This is a genomic window from Streptococcus sp. 2021WUSS126 (genome assembly GCF_044427255.1).
Taxonomy (GTDB): domain Bacteria; phylum Bacillota; class Bacilli; order Lactobacillales; family Streptococcaceae; genus Streptococcus; species Streptococcus hashimotonensis.
In genome coordinates this window covers 37275-56125 of the sequence record NZ_JAOTGI010000005.1, presented here as the reverse complement: position 1 = coordinate 56125, position 18851 = coordinate 37275, and the positions used below count along the sequence as shown (strand labels likewise).

Below are 18851 nucleotides of genomic sequence, written 5' to 3'. Positions count from 1 at the left end.
CAAAAACAGCAGAAATGCTGTTTTTTTACCTTGACAAATATGGTCGGGGGGGGGGTAAAATAATAGTAAATTAGGCTGAGGAGGAAAAAATGGAACAGTTCAATCAGGAGAAGATGTATGGTGTGGTACTTCAGACCATGACAGCTGCAAGTCAGCTTCCCATGGTAAAGGTCAATAGGGAGGATTTTTTGAAGACTCGATTTAAGGACAGTCCCTATTTAGACAAGATTATTGCTGATGGACCGACAGCGGTTTATAGTTTGGATGCTTTAAGAAAAGAAGCTGATAAAATCATTCATGATATGACTACAAAGACTTCCTTACTCTCTTTTGCGGCTGGTTTACCAGGTAATCCCCTCACAGCAGTAGCAGCAGGAACAGCTGATATTGCTCAATATTTTGGCTTTGCTTTGAATTTGTCGCAACAAATTGCCTACCTTTTTGGTGAAGATGAGCTGTTTGTCGGTGAGGGAAAGGAAATTTCCGAAGAGGTTCAAATTCGTATTATTGCCTATATTGGTGTTATGTTTGGTGCTGGTGGTTCAGCTGTTCTCCTAAATAAAGTATCTAAGACAGTCGGGGCTAATATTGGTAAAAAAGTTGCAGCGCAAGCCTTGACAAAAACAACTTGGTATCCCTTGGTTAAAAAAGTTGCTTCAGTAATTGGGGTAAAAATCACTAAAAAAACGGTTGAAAAGACGATTGCCAATGCTGTTCCGCTTTTAGGAGGACTGATTTCTGGAGGTCTAACCTACTTTACATTTCAGCCTATGGGAGGATTGTTGGCGGATACCTTTGTTAAAAAATTAAACGGTGATTTTGATAGCGAGCTGGAATTAAGTGAGGCATTTAAGGCGAGTTTGGCGGAAGAGAAAGAACTAGGGATTATAGATGCAGATTTCACAGAAGTAAATGACAATAGTGATTTAGAGGCATAGGGCGGGCATCCGTCCTTTTTGCTTGTCACTCCAAATCGTGCTATAATAGAAGGCAGCACAATTAAAGAGGAAACTATGAAATTTACAGATATGAAACTCAAGCCTTATATTCAGGAGGCTTTGAAAGAAATTAACTTTGTCCAGCCGACAGAAGTTCAGGAGAAATTGATTCCTGTTGTTTTGTCAGGGCGAGACTTGATAGGGGAATCAAAAACAGGTTCGGGTAAGACCCATACCTTCTTGATTCCGATTTTCCAAAAATTAAATGAGGAATTGGACCAAGTTCAGGCTGTTATTACAGCTCCATCACGAGAACTGGCAACTCAGATTTATCAAGCGGCACGCCAGTTGGCTAGTCATTCGGACATCGAAGTTCGTGTGACCAATTATGTTGGCGGTACGGATAAGAACCGTCAAATTGACAAGCTTCAAGCTGGTCAGCCTCACATTGTTGTTGGGACACCAGGGCGTATCTATGATTTGGTCAAATCAGGTGACCTGGCTATCCATAAGGCCAAAACCTTTGTGGTTGATGAGGCAGATATGACCTTGGACATGGGCTTTTTAGAAACAGTCGATAAGATTGCTGGCAGCCTGCCAAAAGACTTACAATTTATGGTCTTTTCAGCGACCATTCCGCAGAAACTCCAACCGTTTTTGAAAAAATACTTATCCAATCCAGTCATGGAACAAATCAAGACCCACACAGTCATTTCTGACACGATTGAAAACTGGTTGATTTCAACCAAGGGGCGTGACCGTAATGCTCAGGTATTGGAAGTGACCAAGCTCATGCAACCTTACTTGGCTATGATTTTTGTTAATACAAAAACACGTGCAGATGAATTACACAGCTACTTAACTGCCAACGGTTTGCGTGTAGCAAAGATTCATGGAGATATTCCACCGCGTGAGCGTAAGCGGATTATGAATCAGGTGAAAAACTTGGACTATCAGTACATCGTTGCAACAGATTTAGCGGCACGTGGTATTGATATTGAAGGGGTTAGTCATGTCATCAATGATGCTATTCCGCAAGACTTATCATTCTTTGTTCACCGTGTAGGCCGGACAGGACGCAATGGCTTGTCAGGTATTGCTATCACACTTTATCAACCTAGTGACGATGCGGATATTCGTGAATTGGAAAAGCTCAATATCAAATTCTTGCCAAAAGAGATGAAAAATGGCGAATTTGTTGATACCTATGATCGCGACCGCCGTGCCAACCGTGAAAAATCTCGTGAAAAACTAGATTTGGAAATGATTGGCTTGGTCAAGAAGAAAAAGAAAAAAGTCAAACCAGGCTACAAGAAGAAAATTCAATGGGCTGTTGATGAAAAACGTCGCAAGACCAAGCGAGTTGAAGCGCGTGCAAAGGGTCGTGCAGAACGTAAAGCCAAGCGTCAAACCTTTTAAAGTAATCGAGGAAAAAGATGTTACAAAACATTCTAAGTTTTTATTTACAAGGATTGCTAATAGCTTCCTTGTTGATTATCACTTCTAGTCTGGTCTGGTTTATCTGGCGTGCGACAAAGGGTGTGGATAAAACCTTGCAAGAACGACAAGATTTCTTGTTTGATTTGTTGATGATTAATGTGATGACAATTCCCATTGCAGCCTTTGGAGTAGTGGGAATCTTATTAATGTTTAAAGCGTAGAAGGAAAAAGTATATGTACGATACAGTTGTAATTGGTGCGGGTCCTGCGGGGATGACTGCAGCTCTTTATGCAGGGCGTAGCAATTTAAAGGTAGCTCTTTTGGAACGTGGTATTTATGGTGGTCAGATGAACAATACCGCGGAAATTGAAAACTATCCAGGCTATGACCATATTTCAGGTCCAGCCTTGGCTGAAAAAATGTTTGAACCCTTGGAAAAATTCGGTGTGGACCATATTTTTGGCACCCTAGTCCGTATTGAGGAAGAAGGAAAAATTAAGAAAGTGATCACTGAGGATGGTGTTTTGGAGACAAAGACAGTCGTTCTAGCCATGGGGGCAAAACACCGTTTGTTAGGTATTCCAGGTGAGGATACATACAATAGCCGTGGTGTCTCATATTGTGCAGTCTGTGATGGTGCCTTCTTCCGTGGACAAAAACTCTTGGTTGTCGGTGGTGGAGATTCTGCGGTCGAAGAAGCTCTCTTTTTGACGCAATTTGCGGAATCTGTGACGATTGTTCATCGACGTGACCAACTTCGTGCTCAAAAAGTTATCCAAGACCGCGCCTTTGCCAATGAAAAAATTAACTTCATCTGGGATAGCGTAGTCGAAGAAATCAAGGGTGATGACTTACGTGTACAAAGCGTGATTATCAAAAATGTGAAAACTGAAGAAGTCAGTGAACTTGATTTCGGTGGTGTCTTTATCTATGTCGGTCTGGATCCGATGACTGATACAGTTGCAGACCTAGGAATTACAGACGAAGCTGGTTGGGTTATCACTAATGAAAAGATGGAGACGACTCAATCAGGCATCTATGCCATCGGTGATATTCGTCAAAATCAACTTCGTCAGATTGCAACGGCAGTAGGAAATGGTGCAGTTGCTGGACAAGAAGTCTATAACTACATTACAGAACTAGCTGAATAGGGGAATACAATGTTTCATATTTACGATATTCAGAAAAATCCAGATGGAATCTCCTTTGATAAAACCTTGGATTTACAGGAAGAATTGCAAGCTCGAAATGGTGAAGTTCTAGGCTTGTCGCCAGTCCAAGTCACTGGAAATATCCGTTTTGAATCAGGTTTCTTTTTCTTGGACTATCAGATGACTTACGATATTACCTTGGCATCCAGTCGTTCTCTGCAACCAGTTGTTTTGCATGAGGTCCAAAACGTCAATGAACTCTTCGTTGCTAATGAAGCAGTTCTTAAAGAACAAGATTTGATTGATGAGGATATGGTGCTGGTAGTAGAAGATGACCACATTGTCCTTGATGAGAGTGTAGCAGATAATATTTTATTGGCTATACCAATCAAAGTCTTGACACCTGAAGAAGAAGCTGGACAGGAACTACCATCTGGTCAAGCTTGGGCTTTAATGACTGAGGAAGATTTTCAACAAAAAGCTCAAGAGAAAAAAGAAGCCAATAGTCCTTTTGCCCAATTACAAGGGTTATTTGGCGACGAGGACTAACTCAGATTGGCAAGATAGTTAAATTATCTGAAAATTCTTGTTAATTTTAAGCTTTCGGTGTATAATAAAAGAGATACAAATTAGAGGAGTAAACAAATGACTAAAGCAAATTTTGGTGTTGTAGGGATGGCCGTTATGGGCCGCAACCTTGCGCTTAACGTTGAATCACGTGGCTATTCAGTAGCCATTTACAACCGCTCTGCTGATAAAACAGAAGATGTTGTTGCAAGCAACCCAGGTAAAAACTTGGTACCAAGTTACGATGTGGAAAGTTTTGTGGCATCTATCGAAAAACCACGTCGCATTATGCTTATGGTTCAAGCTGGTCCTGGTACAGATGCAACCATTCAAGCGCTCTTGCCACACTTGGATGAAGGCGACATCTTGATCGATGGTGGTAATACTTTCTACGAAGACACTATCCGTCGTTCAAAAGAATTGGCAAACTCAGGTATTAACTTCATCGGTACAGGTGTATCTGGTGGTGAAAAAGGAGCCCTTGAAGGTCCATCTATCATGCCTGGCGGTCAAAAAGAAGCTTACGAATTGGTGGCAGATGTCTTGGAAGAAATTTCAGCAAAAGCACCAGAAGATGGAGCACCCTGTGTGACTTATATCGGTCCAGATGGAGCTGGTCACTACGTAAAAATGGTACACAACGGTATCGAGTATGGCGACATGCAATTGATTGCGGAGTCTTATGACCTCATGCAACACTTACTCGGTTTGTCAGTGGATGAAATGGCTGACATCTTTACTGAGTGGAACAAAGGTGAATTGGATAGCTACTTGATTGAAATCACAGCAGATATTTTGAAACGTAAAGACGACCAAGGTCAAGATGGACCAATCGTTGACTACATTTTGGATGCGGCTGGTAACAAGGGAACTGGTAAATGGACAAGCCAATCATCACTTGACTTGGGTGTGCCACTGTCGTTGATTACAGAATCCGTATTTGCTCGCTATATCTCAACCTACAAAGATGAGCGTGTGGCAGCAAGCAAGGTTCTTCCAAAACCAGCTCCGTTTGCATACGAAGGCGACAAGGCTGAATTGGTAGAAAAAATTCGTCAAGCATTGTACTTCTCAAAAATCATGTCTTATGCACAAGGTTTTGCACAGTTGCGCGTAGCATCAAAAGAAAACAACTGGAACTTGCCATTTGGTGAAATCGCAAAAATCTGGCGTGCAGGTTGTATCATCCGCGCTCGCTTCTTGCAAAAAATCACAGATGCCTACGGACGTGATGAAGACTTGGCAAACTTGCTCTTGGATGAGTACTTCCTTGATGTAACAGCTAAGTATCAACAGGCAGTTCGTGATGTTGTTGCCTTGGCAGTTCAAGCAGGAGTTCCTGTACCAACATTCTCAGCAGCTATTACCTACTTCGATAGCTACCGTGCTGAAAACTTGCCAGCGAACTTGATTCAAGCACAACGTGACTACTTTGGTGCTCACACTTATAACCGTAAAGATAAAGAAGGAATCTTCCATTACGACTGGTATAGCGAATCAAAATAGAAAAGATGGGCGTGGAAGCGCCCTTCTTTCTAGTCATAATACGATTCCTACACCATTTGAAAGAATAGAAAAGGATGGACAATGGCTAAGAAAATTTTGATTGCTGGTAAAGAACGCAATCTCTCGCATTTTGTTTCCATGGAATTGCAGAAAAAAGACTATCTTGTTGATTATGCATCGACAGGGAAAGAGGCTATGTCCTTGGCACATGAAACGGATTTTGACTTGATTCTGATGAGTTTTCAGCTTTCAGACATGTCCAGCAAGGAATTGGCTACAGAACTGTTAGCGATAAAACCAGCCACGGTCATGATTGTGGTAGTTGAGCCGACAGAAGTTAGTCAATATGGGGAAGAAGTCCTCTCTTATGCTGTTTCCTACGTAGTGAAGCCCTTTGTCATCAGTGATTTAGTGGAGCAAATCTCTGCGATTTTTCGTGGTCGTGATTTTATTGACAATAACTGTAAACAGGTTCACATGCATGCGGCCTATCGTGATTTGAAGGTTGATTTTCAAAATCGAACAGTGACTCGAGGTGATGAATTGATTAATTTGACCCGCCGAGAGTATGATCTGTTGGCGACCTTAATGAATAGCCCAGAGCCTGTTAGTCGAGAACAACTTCTTGAGCGTGTTTGGAAATATGAAGCGGCTTCTGAGACCAATGTCGTCGATGTATATATTCGCTATCTACGTGGTAAACTGGATTTGCCACATCAAGATTCATATATTAAAACGGTTCGTGGTGTCGGATATGCCATGCGCGATTGATTTAGAGAGGAGGGAGGCTTTCCCTCTTTCTTTTTCTATAAGCGTGTGATAAAATAATAGCCAATAAGTAAGAATGGAAAAGTTATGAATACATCATTTAAAGAAAAAGTCATATTGATGCTCTTATCTGGAGCGACATTGTTAGCTGTTCTCAACTGGTCTAGTATTTATGGGGCTATTCAACAATTATTAGGCAGTATGAACTCGCTTTTTATTGGAGCTATTTTTGCCTTTATTCTCAATGTTCCCATGAAAAAATTAGAAGATCAGTTTGAAAAAATTTCTTTTTTAAAGAAATCCAAGCGGTCTTTGGCAATTGTTGGAGTATTAATTGGATTTGCTTTAATTGTGACAGGACTGGTGGTGATTGTTCTTCCTACATTGGTGACGACTGTTTCAGAACTGGTTTCGGTTAGCAGCACAGCCATTCCAAAATCGGTAAATGCCCTAACTAATTTTCTTGAATCAAATGGTCTTTTGTCGGGACAAATCGGAGACCAGATTGCCAGCTTTTTGGATCAGTTGAAGAATTTAACACTTATTTCAAGTTTGGTCACACCGATTTTATCTGGCTTGGTGTCCAATGTGACGGGGATTTTTTCGAACACTATGACGTTGATAATGGCTTTCTTCTTCACTCTAGCGATTTTAGGGAGCAAGGAACACTTGCAGGCGATGACGAGAAAGTTCTTGCAGGCTACCTTGCCAGAGAAGGCTGTCAGAGTAGTGAACTATATTGGAGAAGTTATTGTTGATACCTATGACCGATTTTTGATGAGTCAGATTGTTGAGGCGTGTATCATTGGGACACTTGTCTTTGTTAGTTATTCGCTCTCAGGAATTCCTTATGCCAGCATGGCTGGTATTTTGGCTGGGGTCCTATCATTTGTACCTTATATCGGTCCCTTTTCAGCGTGTTTGATTAGTGCTCTCTTTGTGGCGGTGCAAAATCCGCTCTTGGCACTCTGGTCTATCGCCCTTTTCCAGATTATTCAGCTGATAGAAGGAAATGTTATCTATCCGCGCGTGGTTGGTCAATCAGTTGGTCTTCCGACCCTATTTACCCTGGCTGCAGCCTTGATTGGTGGTAATTTGTTTGGCCTACTTGGTATGGTCTTCTTTACACCTATCTTTGCGGTTGTCTACCGCCTGGTTCGTGAATGGGTTGCCAGTCGATTGAAGAAGCAAGATGAATTATTGGTAGAAAGTGAGTAATTCTCGCTTTCTTTTATTTTTGTCATTTTTATGCTATACTGAAGTGATAAAGTTTATGTAGGAGAAGAGTATGCGTTGTCCAAAATGTCAGAGTTTGAAATCAAGTGTCATTGATAGTCGTCAGGCTGAAGATGGCAATACCATCCGTCGTCGTCGTTCCTGCGACCAATGTGGTCAACGTTTTACCACCTATGAACGGATTGAAGAGAAAACTCTAGTCGTTGTGAAAAAAGACGGAACTAGAGAGCAGTTTTCACGTGAAAAGATTTTCAATGGGATTATTCGTTCTGCTCAAAAGCGCCCTGTGTCAACCGATGATATTGATGAAGTGGTGAATCGGATTGAACAGAAGGTGCGAGCACAAGGTGATAGTGAAATAGAATCCGATGTCATTGGGAATTTGGTAATGGAAGAATTGGTCGAATTGGATGAAATCACCTATGTGCGTTTTGCATCGGTTTATCGTTCTTTCAAAGATGTTGGAGAGCTAGAAAATTTGCTTAAGCAGATGATTTCCAAAGGAAGTAAGGTAAAACCGGGAAAAAAAGATGAAACCAAATGATTTATTTGCCTATATAAAAATCAGCCCGTTTACACCTGATATTGTCAGTCTTAGCCAATGCTACCAGCCGATTATCGGTTTTGATGCATTAGCGCTTTATTATTACTTTTATAGTTTTGCCGATCAAGGGCAAGGACGTTACAAATGGACTGTCATTCTCAATCACATGGATTTTGGGATGAATCGTTTAGAGAAGGCTCTGGATATTCTGACTGCCATGGGGCTCCTAGAACTCTATCGTGCAGAAGAATTAACAGGTTTGGCGCTACAAGCCCCTCTGACCGTAAAAAGTTTTCTAGCGAAACCCTTGTATAAGAACTTGTTGGCAAGGAAGATTGGGGAGTCAAGCATGGAGAATCTGCTTGTTCACCTACCCAATCAGGAACAGAATATCTCAAAAACATTTTCTCAGGTCTTTACCATGGATGGGCAGGCTCCAGTTGTTTTTGAACCGAAACATGATTTTGACTGGTCTGCCTTCAAGGCCTTGATGGCCAAGGATAAGCTTCTTTTTCAGGATGAAGCTGAGGATATTATTGCGCTTAGTTACATAGCAGAGCAGGCAGGCTGGACTTGGTTGGAAACCTATCGTCAGTCTAAAGCAACAGCTATTGGACAGACGATCTCGACCAAACGCTTGCAGCAGTCACGTCAGTCATTGCCAACAGAAAGCGCCAACCTCACTGCTCAAGAACAAGCCATTGTTCGTGAAGCGAAATCAAAATCCAGTCTAACCTTCCTGTCCTTTATCAAGGAGCAACGGAAGGCAGCTGTGACAGGAACAGAACGAAAATGCTTGACGGATTTGGCAAATTTGGGTCTGCTTGATGAAGTTATCAATGTCTTGGTCCTCTATACCTTTAACAAGGTGGACTCAGCCAATCTGAATGAAAAATACGCTATGAAGCTGGGCAATGATTTTTCCTACAAGGGAATTGGCAGTGCGGAGGCAGCTGTTCTTTACCTAAGAGAGTTGAAGACAGGTCAAGCTGTTACCAAGCCAAGCCAGCCACAGAAAACCAATGTGCCTGAGTGGAGTAAGGAAGAGGTTGTCATGGATAACAGTCCAGAAGCTCAAGCAAGAATGGAAGCACTCAGGAAACGAATGTTAGAAAACGAAAGTAAGGGAGGTAGCTGATGAAATCAGTACAAGACAGATTGTCTCAGGCAACCAATCCAAGTCCAAAATCTTATCAGCAACTCTATCAGGAGATAGTGAGTGATCCTGAAGTCGCTGCTTTTATCAAAAAAGAAGGATTGACCCAGCAGGAAATCACCTTGTCCATTTCAAAGTTTTTGGAATATATCAGCCAGCGAGACCTCTTTGTCAAGCGAGACCAATCCTATATTGCTAAGGGGTATCAACCAGTTTTGGTCATGAATGAGGGCTATGCGGATGTTTCTTATCTTGAGACAGAAGAATTGGTCGAGTACCGTCGTTTGGAAGCTATCAAGAACCGTATCCATCTTATCAATATGCCTCAGGCTCTTAAAAAAGTTACAGGTGAGGACTTGGATTTTACGGATATTAATCGTGAAGAAGTTTATGATGCTATTGCTACTTTTGTTAAGCATTTTGATGAACAGCCAAAAGGTCTTTATATATATGGTAATTTCGGGATTGGAAAAAGTTATTTGATGGCTTACTTGGCTCACCGTTTATCAACCATTCACCACCTTTCTACCACCATGCTCCACTATCCAACCTTTGTTGTCGATATAAAAAATGCCATCAAAGATGGTTCTGTCAAGGAGCGGATTGATGAAATCAAGATGGCTCAGGTCTTGGTGCTAGATGACATTGGAGCGGAGCAACATAGTCCGTGGGTACGTGATGATGTTCTACAGGTCATTCTTCAATACCGTATGCAGGAAAATCTGCCGACCTTCTTTACGTCTAATTTCTCCTTTGATGATTTGGAGCGTCATTTCGCCTCTGGTAAGTCTGGTGATGAGACCTGGCAGGCCAAACGGGTTATGGAGCGGATTCGCTATCTGGCTCGCGATTTGCATTTGAAAGGAAATAACCGCCGATGAATGAAACCATTGATTTGATGCTGAACCATACTTCCGTCCGTCGTTTTACGGAAGAGCCCATTGAGACGGAACATCTGCAAGCTATTATTTCAGCTGGGCGAGCTGCGTCTAGCTGGAAGAATTTCCAGTCTTATTCCATCATTGTGGTGCAGTCGGAGGAGAAAAAACAGGCTCTCTATGATTTGGTGCCCCAGCCAGCTATTTTACAGGCTCAGGCCATTCTGGTTTTTGTGGGCGACCATAATCGTGCCAGCAAGGCGGCTCAACTCCATGGTTCAGACTTTGATGTCAAAGGAACAGAGAATCTCCTGATTTCTTCTGTTGATGCGAGCCTAGCAGGGCAAAACGCCCTCTTGGCAGCGGAAAGCTTAGGTTACGGTGGCGTCTTTATCGGTATGATTCGCCATAAGGCCTTGGCAATAGCAGAGCTGTTCAACTTGCCAGATTATACCTATCCCATTTTCTGTATTGCCTTGGGTCGACCAGCCCAAAACCATCCTGTCAAACCACGTTTGGCAAGTGAAACCATTGTCTTTCAGGAAGAATATGTGGAGCAAGGCGTGGAAGTCATCCAAGCCTACGACCAAGTTCAGACAGACTATGCAGGTGCCCGTCAGACAGAAACTTGGTCGGAGCGTATGGTTGCCCAGTTCGGACAGGCAGAACAGCCAGAAACAAGGGCTCTATTAGAAAAAAATAAATTATTGTAAACTAGAAGAGGAGGAGCTATGGCTCTACCAACTATCGCCATCGTTGGACGTCCCAATGTTGGTAAATCAACCTTATTTAACCGTATTGCGGGGGAACGTATTTCTATCGTAGAAGACGTTGAAGGTGTGACCCGCGACCGTATTTATGCTACTGGTGAGTGGCTGAATCGTAAGTTTTCCTTGATTGATACAGGCGGTATTGATGATGTGGATGCACCTTTCATGGAGCAAATCAAGCATCAGGCTGAGATTGCTATGGATGAAGCGGACGTTATCGTCTTTGTCGTATCAGGCAAGGAAGGTGTGACGGATGCTGACGAGTATGTATCGCGCATTCTTTACAAGACAAACAAACCAGTTATTTTGGTTGTCAATAAAGTCGATAACCCTGAAATGCGTAATGACATCTACGATTTCTATTCACTCGGTCTTGGCGATCCTTATCCAGTATCTTCTGTACATGGTATCGGAACAGGGGATGTCTTGGATGCCATCATTGAAAACCTACCAGCTCAGGAAGCAGAAGAAAATCCAGATATTATCAAGTTCAGCTTGATTGGTCGTCCAAACGTTGGTAAATCAAGTTTGATTAACGCTATTTTGGGTGAAGAGCGCGTGATTGCCTCGCCTGTTGCTGGAACGACTCGTGATGCTATTGATACGCACTTTACAGACCCAGAAGGTCAAGAATTTACCATGATTGATACCGCAGGGATGCGCAAGTCTGGTAAGGTCTATGAAAATACCGAGAAATATTCTGTTATGCGTGCCATGCGTGCCATTGAACGCTCGGATGTCATATTGATGGTTATCAATGCCGAAGAAGGTATCCGTGAGTATGACAAACGTATCGCAGGCTTTGCCCATGAAGCTGGTAAGGGAATGATTATCGTAGTCAACAAGTGGGATACACTTGAAAAAGACAACCATACCATGAAGCAGTGGGAAGACGATATTCGTGACCAATTCCAGTATTTGTCATACGCACCGATTATCTTTGTATCAGCCTTGACCAAGCAACGTTTGCACAAATTGCCTGAGATGATCAAGGCTATTAGTGAAAGCCAAAATACCCGCATTCCGTCGGCTGTGCTTAACGATGTCATCATGGATGCTATTGCCATCAATCCAACACCGACTGATAAAGGTAAACGCCTCAAGATTTTCTACGCGACACAAGTTGCGACCAAGCCACCAACTTTTGTGGTCTTTGTCAACGAAGAAGAGCTCATGCACTTCTCCTATATGCGTTTCTTGGAAAATCAAATCCGCAAGGCCTTTGTCTTTGAAGGAACACCGATTCATCTGATTGCACGGAAACGGAAGTAAAGAGGGCGACCTCTTTTTTCTTTGCACCTATTCGTAAATATGCTAGAATGGATTTGGAGGTGTTGGTATGGTAGCGTTTCCGATTTGGCGATTATTCTTTATAGTGCTTTCTATCTCGGCTTTCTATTTTATTTTCTATGAAGATAGTCAGTATAAACCTTTCGGCTTTCGGTATTGGCTGGGACTAGCGGCTTGTATTTGGCTCAATTTGGTGACTTTGGTATCCTATTTTATAGCCTTTACAGGTGGTTCGATTATGGTCTATAATCAGTATAAACAGCCATTGGTCGTGATATTTCTTTTTTGTTTATTCGTGGCTAGTATGCTAACCTTACTTTCCTTTAAGGCTATCAAGATGATGATTCGACGAACCAAATATTATCGACAGGTAAGAAAGGTAGGCTAGTATGGAATTTTTGGGTGAGTTGCTGGTTGAGTTTTTGGCTGGTCTAGCAGACTTTGATGAAAGAAAGTATCCTCCTTTTGGCCTTCGCTATTGGCTAGGTTGGTTGGGGGTTCTGATTCATGTCTTACTCCTTGCCTTACTTACTTGTGTGACTGTCTTCTTTTTCAAGTTTTTCTTGGATGGAAAAGGCTTGATTAACGTAGTAGTGGCAGTTGTTTTCCTGCTATTTGCTCTATTTTGGCTTTGGAAAAGCGGAAAAACAATCTTGAAAATGTGGCAAGCAACGATTTATTATTTAGCTATTCATTAGAGACATCAGTTTACCAGCTGGTGTTTTTTTGATACCTATTTAAACAATTCAAATTGAAAATATGCTATAATGAAAAGATAATATTTTAGATACATTTTACAGAAGAGCTAATGATTGGTTGAAGGATAAAGGAGTTAGAATGGGTCGCATGATGCCAGGGCGGATTCGCCAAGAAGGAATTGATTTGTATGAGGCTGGAAAACTGACTGTTCTTCATAGTGAGAATGGAAAGATGGTGCTGGATATTGCTGGTGAGCGCTTTACTTACGGCGATGCAGATAGCGATTTACAGTGTAGTTGCCAGTTATTTCAAAGTAAGGGCTACTGTCAACACCTAGCTGCCACGGAGTATTTTTTAAAAAATGATGCCTCAGGCAAGGATATGAAGCAGTCTTTGGAAGAAGATGGTGAACAACATAAGGAAACCGTCCGTCGGACTTATTTTGGCGGTCTCTTTTTAGATGAAATTTTGCGGCCAGAACCAGAACTGGGGCTTAAGTATCAGTTATCAGTTGAAGGGAGCTTATTGCCCTATGATCGTCAGATAGATTGGACCTTGAAAATTACCCGCTTGCCAGATACACGTTCGTACATTGTGCGGGACATCGGAGCTTTTTTGCGCATTGTGAAAGCCAACGGTCACTATCAGATAGGTAAAAATTATTATGAGCAAGTTCCTTATGAAAATTTTGATGAACCAAGTCAGGCTCTCCTGGATTTTCTCTGGGCCTTGGTACCAGAGAAAGTTGGTATAGATTCGGATATTCTTACTCATTTTGGACGACATTTTCGTCTGCCACAAGCCTATTTTGAGGAGGGGTTGGAGCTGTTAAATCAGCTAGAACATTTTAACTTTTCCTATCAACAGCAGTCCTATTCCTCCTTGATGGTTCTTCCGTTGACAGGGGAGGAAGGGCTCTATCATTTTGAGGTGACCGTTCACACGCAGATGATTGAAATGGTTATTCACGAAAAAACGGTCCGACCTCTTTTTCATGGGCGCTATCTCTTAGCAAATGGCACGGTTTATAGTATCAATCGCCATCAAGAACATCTGATTTACCAAATTTCCGAACTTGTTCCAACCGAATCAGGTTTGAGAAAGGTGCAGGTGGATTTCCCTGACCAAAATCGTCTGGCTTTAAGCTTGCTGGATTTGCAGACAATTGGGACTGTTAAGGCACCTAAACGCTTTATCATTCATGATTTCAAGCCAGAATTTCATATTCAGATGGAAGCAAATGAAAGTTTATCACTCCAATTGGTTTTGGATTTTGATGGACGTAAGGTAAGGAGTGAGGAGGATTTGGCTCTCCTGCCTTTTGCCAGCCATTTCCAACATTTGGAGAGGGTCTATCAGGCTATTCGTCTAGCTGGCTTTAGGGGGACATATCATGCCCAGAGAGCAGCTCTTAGTCAGCAGGAGCTCTATCCATTTTTCCAACAACAATTGCCTATATTACAAAAAATGGGGCAGGTTCATCTAGCAGAAAGGCTCCAGGCTTTATATATTGAAGCCAAACCTCAATTAGAAATTGTGCGTAACGGCTCACTTTTGGATATTTCGTTTGACTTATCAGGTATTGAACAATCTGAAATCGATCAGGCGATTACAGCCTTGCTGAATCAAGAGGACCACTATACTAGCCCGAGTGGTAAGGTATTTGTTTTTGATGAGGAAACCAAGAAAATCAGTCAAACCCTAGTCTATCTGCGGGCCCGTCATGGTAAGGAGGGGCAGGTACAAGTCCATGCTCTTGCCGGTTACCAATTGGCTCAATCCTTGTCACAATTCAACCAAGTCAGTTTCTCCAAGGAATTTGAGGAAATGGCAAGCTATCTAGCTCAGCCAGATTTGTTCCCGCTTCCTGATGTGGAAGTAACAACGTCGCTTAGGGATTATCAGCAGACCGGGCTTAAGTGGTTGACTATGCTGGATACGTATGGTTTTGGTGGAATTTTAGCTGATGACATGGGGCTTGGAAAGACCTTGCAAACTATCGCCTTTCTGTCCAGTCGGATGACAAAAGATTCCAAAGTTTTAATATTGGCACCATCCAGCTTGATTTATAACTGGTTAGATGAGTGCAAGCGGTTTGCTCCAAGTTTAGATGTGGCTGTTGTCCATGGAAACAAGGAACAGCGTGAAGAGATCATTGCCAATGGTCACCAAGTATTAGTTACCTCCTATCCATCCTTCAGACAGGATGTTGCACTCTATAGACAGGAACGCTTTGACTACCTCATTTTGGATGAGGCACAGGTCATGAAAAATGCCCAATCTAAGATTGCACAGCTACTGCGTGAGTTTGAGGTTGGGAATTGCTTTGCCCTCTCAGGTACGCCGATTGAAAACCATTTGACGGAACTCTGGTCCATTTTCCAAATTGTCTTACCAGGTTTATTGCCAGGCAAACAAGACTTCGGTAAATTAGCAGCCAAGGACATTGCGCGGACTATTCAACCCTTCGTTCTCAGACGTCATAAGGAAGACGTTCTTCAGGAATTACCTGATTTGATAGAAGTCAATGTACTTAATGAACTGACAGATGAACAAAAAGCCATCTACCTAGCCCAGCTTCAACAAATGCGGACTCAAATAGCTGGCGCAGATGATGCTCAAATCAATCGTAGCAAGATAGAAATCCTATCAGGAATTACTCGCTTACGTCAAATCTGCGATACACCAAGCCTTTTCATGGAAGAGTTTAGTGGTGAAAGTGGCAAACTTAATAGTTTGAAAGAATTACTCTTGCAGCTAAAAGAAGGTGAACACAGGGTCTTGATATTCTCCCAATTCAGAAATATGCTGGAAAAAATAGAAGAACAGCTGATAGAAATTGGGATGACATCCTATACTCTGACTGGTTCAACCCCTGCTAACCAACGCCAAGAAATGACACAGGCCTTCAATGCAGGAAGTCGAGATGCCTTTCTCATTTCCTTGAAAGCAGGTGGCGTAGGCTTGAATTTGACAGGTGCAGACACAGTCATCCTAGTCGATCTTTGGTGGAATCCTGCCGTGGAAGCTCAGGCTATCAGTCGGGCTCATCGCATGGGGCAGACTGAAAAGGTTGAATGTTATCGCCTGATTACTAGAGGGACAATCGAAGAGAAGATTCAAGAATTGCAAGAAAATAAAAAGAACCTTGTCAAAACAGTCCTTGATGGCAATGAAAGCCGAGCGAATTTGACGGTTGAGGACATTCGCGAGATTTTAGGGATTGAGTGATACGGAATCAGTTGACTCAGCGTAGAATTAGGAAATAAGGCCTAAGTATGGTATAATAAGGGTTCGAAAGGATGACTTATGATTAGACATGAAAAAAGATTTCCACTAGTCGCAGATGATGAGGTACTAGTTGGAGAAAATCCAATTATGAGTTTATATGATGAGAGCGACCTGATTAGCAATATCAGGGGACCTTATCAAGAAAAGGAATTTAGCTGGTCTACCGATTCACAGCGAGTTGCGTCGGCAAAACCAGTAGCACAAACGGAAGATGAGCTCCTGCCTCCTCTGTTTGAAGCTAAGCCAAGCCATTATTCTCGCAAGGAACGCCTTCAGCAACTGACTAAAACGAAGCCTTCTCCAGTGAAAACACAGGGGCAGTTGGCTCGTGAACAGGCTAGAGAAGACTTGAAGAAAAAACGATCAGCAACCTACTTAAGAGATGAAAAACCAGCACCAGCTAAAGTTGTGGTGAAACCTCCTATCGTTTCAACAACTGAACCTAAGGCAGGTCGGTTGACACGTTTGGCGGACAACCTACGTCAGACAGATTATATTCTCGCTGATATGCCAGCTGTCTATTCTTTGAAGAAAGAAGATAGAGAACAGGAGCAGGTTATAAAGAAAAATTCGTATGACTTTTTAAGAAAGAGTCAGGTTTACAATTATCCTGAGCGCAGACAACAACGAGATCGCCAAGTGGCACAAGAATTGAATTTGACACATATAGAAGAGGAATAACATGACAAAAACCTATCATTTTATCGGAATTAAGGGATCAGGTATGAGCGCACTTGCTCTTATGTTGCATCAAATGGGGCATAAGGTTCAAGGTAGTGATGTAGAGAAATACTACTTTACACAACGCGGGCTTGAACAAGCTGGGATTCAGATTTTACCATTTGATGAGAAAAATATTACAGCAGATGTCGAATTGATTGCTGGTAATGCTTTTCGTCCAGATAACAATGTGGAAATCGCTTATGCTGATGCCCAAGGCTATACCTACAAACGTTACCATGAATTTCTAGGTGAATTTATGAAAGGTTTTACGAGCCTCGGTGTTGCTGGTGCCCATGGTAAGACCTCTACAACGGGATTATTGGCACATGTTATGCGCAATATCACAGATACTTCCTTCCTGATTGGTGATGGTACTGGTCGCGGTTCGGCAAATGCTCAGTATTTTGTGTTCGAATCCGATGAATACGAACGTCACTTTGCCCCATACCATCCTGAATACAGCATCATTACCAATATTGATTTTGACCATCCAGATTATTTCACTAGTCTAGAGGATGTTTTCAATGCTTTCAATGATTATGCGAAGCAAGTAAAAAAAGCTCTCTTCGTTTTTGGTGAAGATGAGCAACTTCGTCGTATCACGGCAAATGCTCCAATCTACTATTATGGCTTGGAAAACAATAATGATTTTGTTGCCTATGACTTGAAGCCTTCTACTAATGGTTCACAATTCAAAGTTCGCCATGGTGAAGAAGAGTTGGGAGAATTCCAAATTCCAACCTTTGGTAAGCATAATGTGATGAATGCAACAGCTGTTATTGCCAATCTTTATATTGCTGGATTTGATTTGCAACTGATTGCAGAGCACATGAAGACGTTCGGAGGTGTCAAACGTCGCTTTACGGAGAAAATTGTCAATGATACTGTTATCATTGATGACTTTGCTCACCATCCAACGGAAATCATTGCAACCATTGATGCGGCACGTCAGAAGTATCCTAGCAAGGAGTTGGTAGCCATCTTCCAACCACATACATTCACTCGTACCATTGCGCTTCTTGATGAGTTCGCAGATGCTTTGAATGGAGCAGATGCAGTTTACCTTGCTCAAATTTATGGATCAGCGCGTGAAACAGACAATGGTCAGGTTAAGGTAGAAGATTTGGCGGCTAAAATCAACAAAAAAGGTGGACTTGTTACAGTTGAAAATACTTCACCACTTTTAGACCATGACAATGCAGTATATGTATTTATGGGAGCTGGTGATATTCAGTCCTATGAATATTCCTTCGAAAGACTCTTGTCAAATCTCACAAATAACGTCCAATAAAAAGAAAGACGGAGGCCTATGGCCCCTGTTTTTCCGCTATATAAGGGAGAAAATTATGGAAATTCGTTTTGCTACTCCTTCGGATTTAGAACAAGTTGTTTTGATTGAAAATGCCAATTTTTCCAAAGAAGAACAAATAGCTGAGTCTGTTCTCGCCATTTATCTGAATGCTTTGAGTAAAACCTGTTTAATAATGGAACACGATGGGGAAATAGCAGGATATTTATTATCCTGTCCTTCTGTTTCGCAGACTGTTACAGACGATATTTTTTACTTGACAGAGAGTGACATGCCGACAGGCAGTCACCTAGCTATTGCCAGTCTATCCGTAGCGGATACCTATAAGGGACAGGGAGTGGGAACTCTTTTGTTGGCAGCCATAAAAGAAGTGGCTTTAGCAGGAGGATTTGAAGGAGTTTCCCTGACCTGTAAGGAGTATTTGATTGGCTACTATGAAATGAACCAGTTTGAAGACTTTGGCCCCTCCTTGTCGCAATTTGGAGGACAAATGTGGAGTGATATGTACTGGAAAGCCTTGTAGAAAGGGAAGTTCTTGCAATTCATAAGCCTTTAAGATATAATGTATAGTAACTGTGTGAAAG

At 42.1% G+C, this 18851-nt stretch carries 19 protein-coding genes; all 19 read left to right on the top strand.

What is annotated here, in order from left to right:
• The first annotated feature begins 89 nt into the window (after positions 1-89).
• The gene (locus tag ODU39_RS03815; RefSeq protein WP_044759431.1) at positions 90-938 is read left to right on the top strand and encodes a hypothetical protein; all 849 of its coding nucleotides are present in this window, start codon (positions 90-92) and stop codon (positions 936-938) included.
• A 75-nt stretch (positions 939-1013) separates the two neighbouring features.
• Complete coding sequence (locus ODU39_RS03810) at positions 1014-2357, top strand: DEAD/DEAH box helicase (RefSeq protein WP_044759432.1); 1344 nt, start codon at positions 1014-1016, stop codon at positions 2355-2357.
• Between the two features lie 17 nt (positions 2358-2374).
• Positions 2375-2599 (top strand): DUF4059 family protein, encoded by a 225-nt coding sequence (locus tag ODU39_RS03805; RefSeq protein WP_002936682.1) that lies wholly within the window; start codon positions 2375-2377, stop codon positions 2597-2599.
• Positions 2600-2612: 13 nt separating this feature from the next.
• The gene (gene trxB, locus ODU39_RS03800; RefSeq protein WP_398579936.1) at positions 2613-3530 is read left to right on the top strand and encodes a thioredoxin-disulfide reductase; all 918 of its coding nucleotides are present in this window, start codon (positions 2613-2615) and stop codon (positions 3528-3530) included.
• A 9-nt stretch (positions 3531-3539) separates the two neighbouring features.
• Positions 3540-4079 carry a DUF177 domain-containing protein gene (locus ODU39_RS03795; RefSeq protein WP_014736258.1) on the top strand — a complete coding sequence of 180 codons (540 nt, stop codon included), beginning with the start codon at positions 3540-3542 and terminating at the stop codon, positions 4077-4079.
• 96 nt (positions 4080-4175) lie between these two features.
• Positions 4176-5603 (top strand): NADP-dependent phosphogluconate dehydrogenase, encoded by a 1428-nt coding sequence (gene gndA, locus ODU39_RS03790; RefSeq protein ID WP_002942698.1) that lies wholly within the window; start codon positions 4176-4178, stop codon positions 5601-5603.
• 81 nt (positions 5604-5684) lie between these two features.
• Complete coding sequence (locus ODU39_RS03785) at positions 5685-6374, top strand: DNA-binding response regulator (RefSeq protein ID WP_012027645.1); 690 nt, start codon at positions 5685-5687, stop codon at positions 6372-6374.
• A gap of 84 nt (positions 6375-6458) precedes the next feature.
• The gene (locus tag ODU39_RS03780; protein WP_336381321.1) at positions 6459-7589 is read left to right on the top strand and encodes an AI-2E family transporter; all 1131 of its coding nucleotides are present in this window, start codon (positions 6459-6461) and stop codon (positions 7587-7589) included.
• A 70-nt stretch (positions 7590-7659) separates the two neighbouring features.
• The gene (gene nrdR / locus ODU39_RS03775) at positions 7660-8151 is read left to right on the top strand and encodes a transcriptional regulator NrdR (protein WP_002938341.1); all 492 of its coding nucleotides are present in this window, start codon (positions 7660-7662) and stop codon (positions 8149-8151) included.
• Entirely contained in the window at positions 8138-9289 is a 1152-nt protein-coding gene (locus tag ODU39_RS03770) for a replication initiation/membrane attachment protein (RefSeq protein WP_398579935.1), read from the top strand. Before nrdR ends, ODU39_RS03770 begins: the two co-directional genes overlap by 14 nt.
• Positions 9289-10188: a primosomal protein DnaI gene (dnaI, locus tag ODU39_RS03765; protein WP_398579934.1), complete on the top strand. Its 900-nt coding sequence runs from the start codon at positions 9289-9291 to the stop codon at positions 10186-10188. The genes ODU39_RS03770 and dnaI overlap by 1 nt, the downstream gene beginning before the upstream one ends.
• Entirely contained in the window at positions 10185-10898 is a 714-nt protein-coding gene (locus tag ODU39_RS03760) for an NADPH-dependent oxidoreductase (protein WP_029172750.1), read from the top strand. The genes dnaI and ODU39_RS03760 overlap by 4 nt, the downstream gene beginning before the upstream one ends.
• Before the next feature lie 18 nt (positions 10899-10916).
• Positions 10917-12227, top strand: a complete 1311-nt coding sequence (gene der / locus ODU39_RS03755; RefSeq protein WP_012027640.1) for a ribosome biogenesis GTPase Der — start codon at positions 10917-10919, stop codon at positions 12225-12227.
• A 67-nt stretch (positions 12228-12294) separates the two neighbouring features.
• Positions 12295-12633, top strand: a complete 339-nt coding sequence (locus ODU39_RS03750) for a hypothetical protein (RefSeq protein ID WP_024393867.1) — start codon at positions 12295-12297, stop codon at positions 12631-12633.
• Between the two features lies 1 nt (position 12634).
• Positions 12635-12943 (top strand): hypothetical protein, encoded by a 309-nt coding sequence (locus ODU39_RS03745; RefSeq protein ID WP_398579933.1) that lies wholly within the window; start codon positions 12635-12637, stop codon positions 12941-12943.
• 139 nt (positions 12944-13082) lie between these two features.
• Positions 13083-16175: an SNF2-related protein gene (locus ODU39_RS03740; protein ID WP_398579932.1), complete on the top strand. Its 3093-nt coding sequence runs from the start codon at positions 13083-13085 to the stop codon at positions 16173-16175.
• A gap of 78 nt (positions 16176-16253) precedes the next feature.
• Entirely contained in the window at positions 16254-16916 is a 663-nt protein-coding gene (locus ODU39_RS03735) for a hypothetical protein (RefSeq protein WP_398579931.1), read from the top strand.
• Between the two features lies 1 nt (position 16917).
• Positions 16918-18249, top strand: a complete 1332-nt coding sequence (gene murC, locus ODU39_RS03730; protein ID WP_398579930.1) for a UDP-N-acetylmuramate--L-alanine ligase — start codon at positions 16918-16920, stop codon at positions 18247-18249.
• Between the two features lie 55 nt (positions 18250-18304).
• Positions 18305-18790, top strand: coding sequence for a GNAT family N-acetyltransferase (locus ODU39_RS03725; protein ID WP_024406643.1), 486 nt, complete (start codon positions 18305-18307; stop codon positions 18788-18790).
• The last annotated feature ends 61 nt before the right edge of the window (positions 18791-18851 follow it).

Excerpts from the sequence above, each read along its gene's own strand:
- ODU39_RS03815 (WP_044759431.1), top strand. The coding sequence starts at position 90 with ATGGAACAGTTCAATCAGGAGAAGATGTATGGTGTGGTACTTCAGACC.
- ODU39_RS03810 (WP_044759432.1), top strand. The coding sequence starts at position 1,014 with ATGAAATTTACAGATATGAAACTCAAGCCTTATATTCAGGAGGCTTTG.
- ODU39_RS03805 (WP_002936682.1), top strand. The coding sequence starts at position 2,375 with ATGTTACAAAACATTCTAAGTTTTTATTTACAAGGATTGCTAATAGCT.
- trxB (WP_398579936.1), top strand. The coding sequence starts at position 2,613 with ATGTACGATACAGTTGTAATTGGTGCGGGTCCTGCGGGGATGACTGCA.
- ODU39_RS03795 (WP_014736258.1), top strand. The coding sequence starts at position 3,540 with ATGTTTCATATTTACGATATTCAGAAAAATCCAGATGGAATCTCCTTT.
- gndA (WP_002942698.1), top strand. The coding sequence starts at position 4,176 with ATGACTAAAGCAAATTTTGGTGTTGTAGGGATGGCCGTTATGGGCCGC.
- ODU39_RS03785 (WP_012027645.1), top strand. The coding sequence starts at position 5,685 with ATGGCTAAGAAAATTTTGATTGCTGGTAAAGAACGCAATCTCTCGCAT.
- ODU39_RS03780 (WP_336381321.1), top strand. The coding sequence starts at position 6,459 with ATGAATACATCATTTAAAGAAAAAGTCATATTGATGCTCTTATCTGGA.
- nrdR (WP_002938341.1), top strand. The coding sequence starts at position 7,660 with ATGCGTTGTCCAAAATGTCAGAGTTTGAAATCAAGTGTCATTGATAGT.
- ODU39_RS03770 (WP_398579935.1), top strand. The coding sequence starts at position 8,138 with ATGAAACCAAATGATTTATTTGCCTATATAAAAATCAGCCCGTTTACA.
- dnaI (WP_398579934.1), top strand. The coding sequence starts at position 9,289 with ATGAAATCAGTACAAGACAGATTGTCTCAGGCAACCAATCCAAGTCCA.
- ODU39_RS03760 (WP_029172750.1), top strand. The coding sequence starts at position 10,185 with ATGAATGAAACCATTGATTTGATGCTGAACCATACTTCCGTCCGTCGT.
- der (WP_012027640.1), top strand. The coding sequence starts at position 10,917 with ATGGCTCTACCAACTATCGCCATCGTTGGACGTCCCAATGTTGGTAAA.
- ODU39_RS03750 (WP_024393867.1), top strand. The coding sequence starts at position 12,295 with ATGGTAGCGTTTCCGATTTGGCGATTATTCTTTATAGTGCTTTCTATC.
- ODU39_RS03745 (WP_398579933.1), top strand. The coding sequence starts at position 12,635 with ATGGAATTTTTGGGTGAGTTGCTGGTTGAGTTTTTGGCTGGTCTAGCA.
- ODU39_RS03740 (WP_398579932.1), top strand. The coding sequence starts at position 13,083 with ATGGGTCGCATGATGCCAGGGCGGATTCGCCAAGAAGGAATTGATTTG.
- ODU39_RS03735 (WP_398579931.1), top strand. The coding sequence starts at position 16,254 with ATGATTAGACATGAAAAAAGATTTCCACTAGTCGCAGATGATGAGGTA.
- murC (WP_398579930.1), top strand. The coding sequence starts at position 16,918 with ATGACAAAAACCTATCATTTTATCGGAATTAAGGGATCAGGTATGAGC.
- ODU39_RS03725 (WP_024406643.1), top strand. The coding sequence starts at position 18,305 with ATGGAAATTCGTTTTGCTACTCCTTCGGATTTAGAACAAGTTGTTTTG.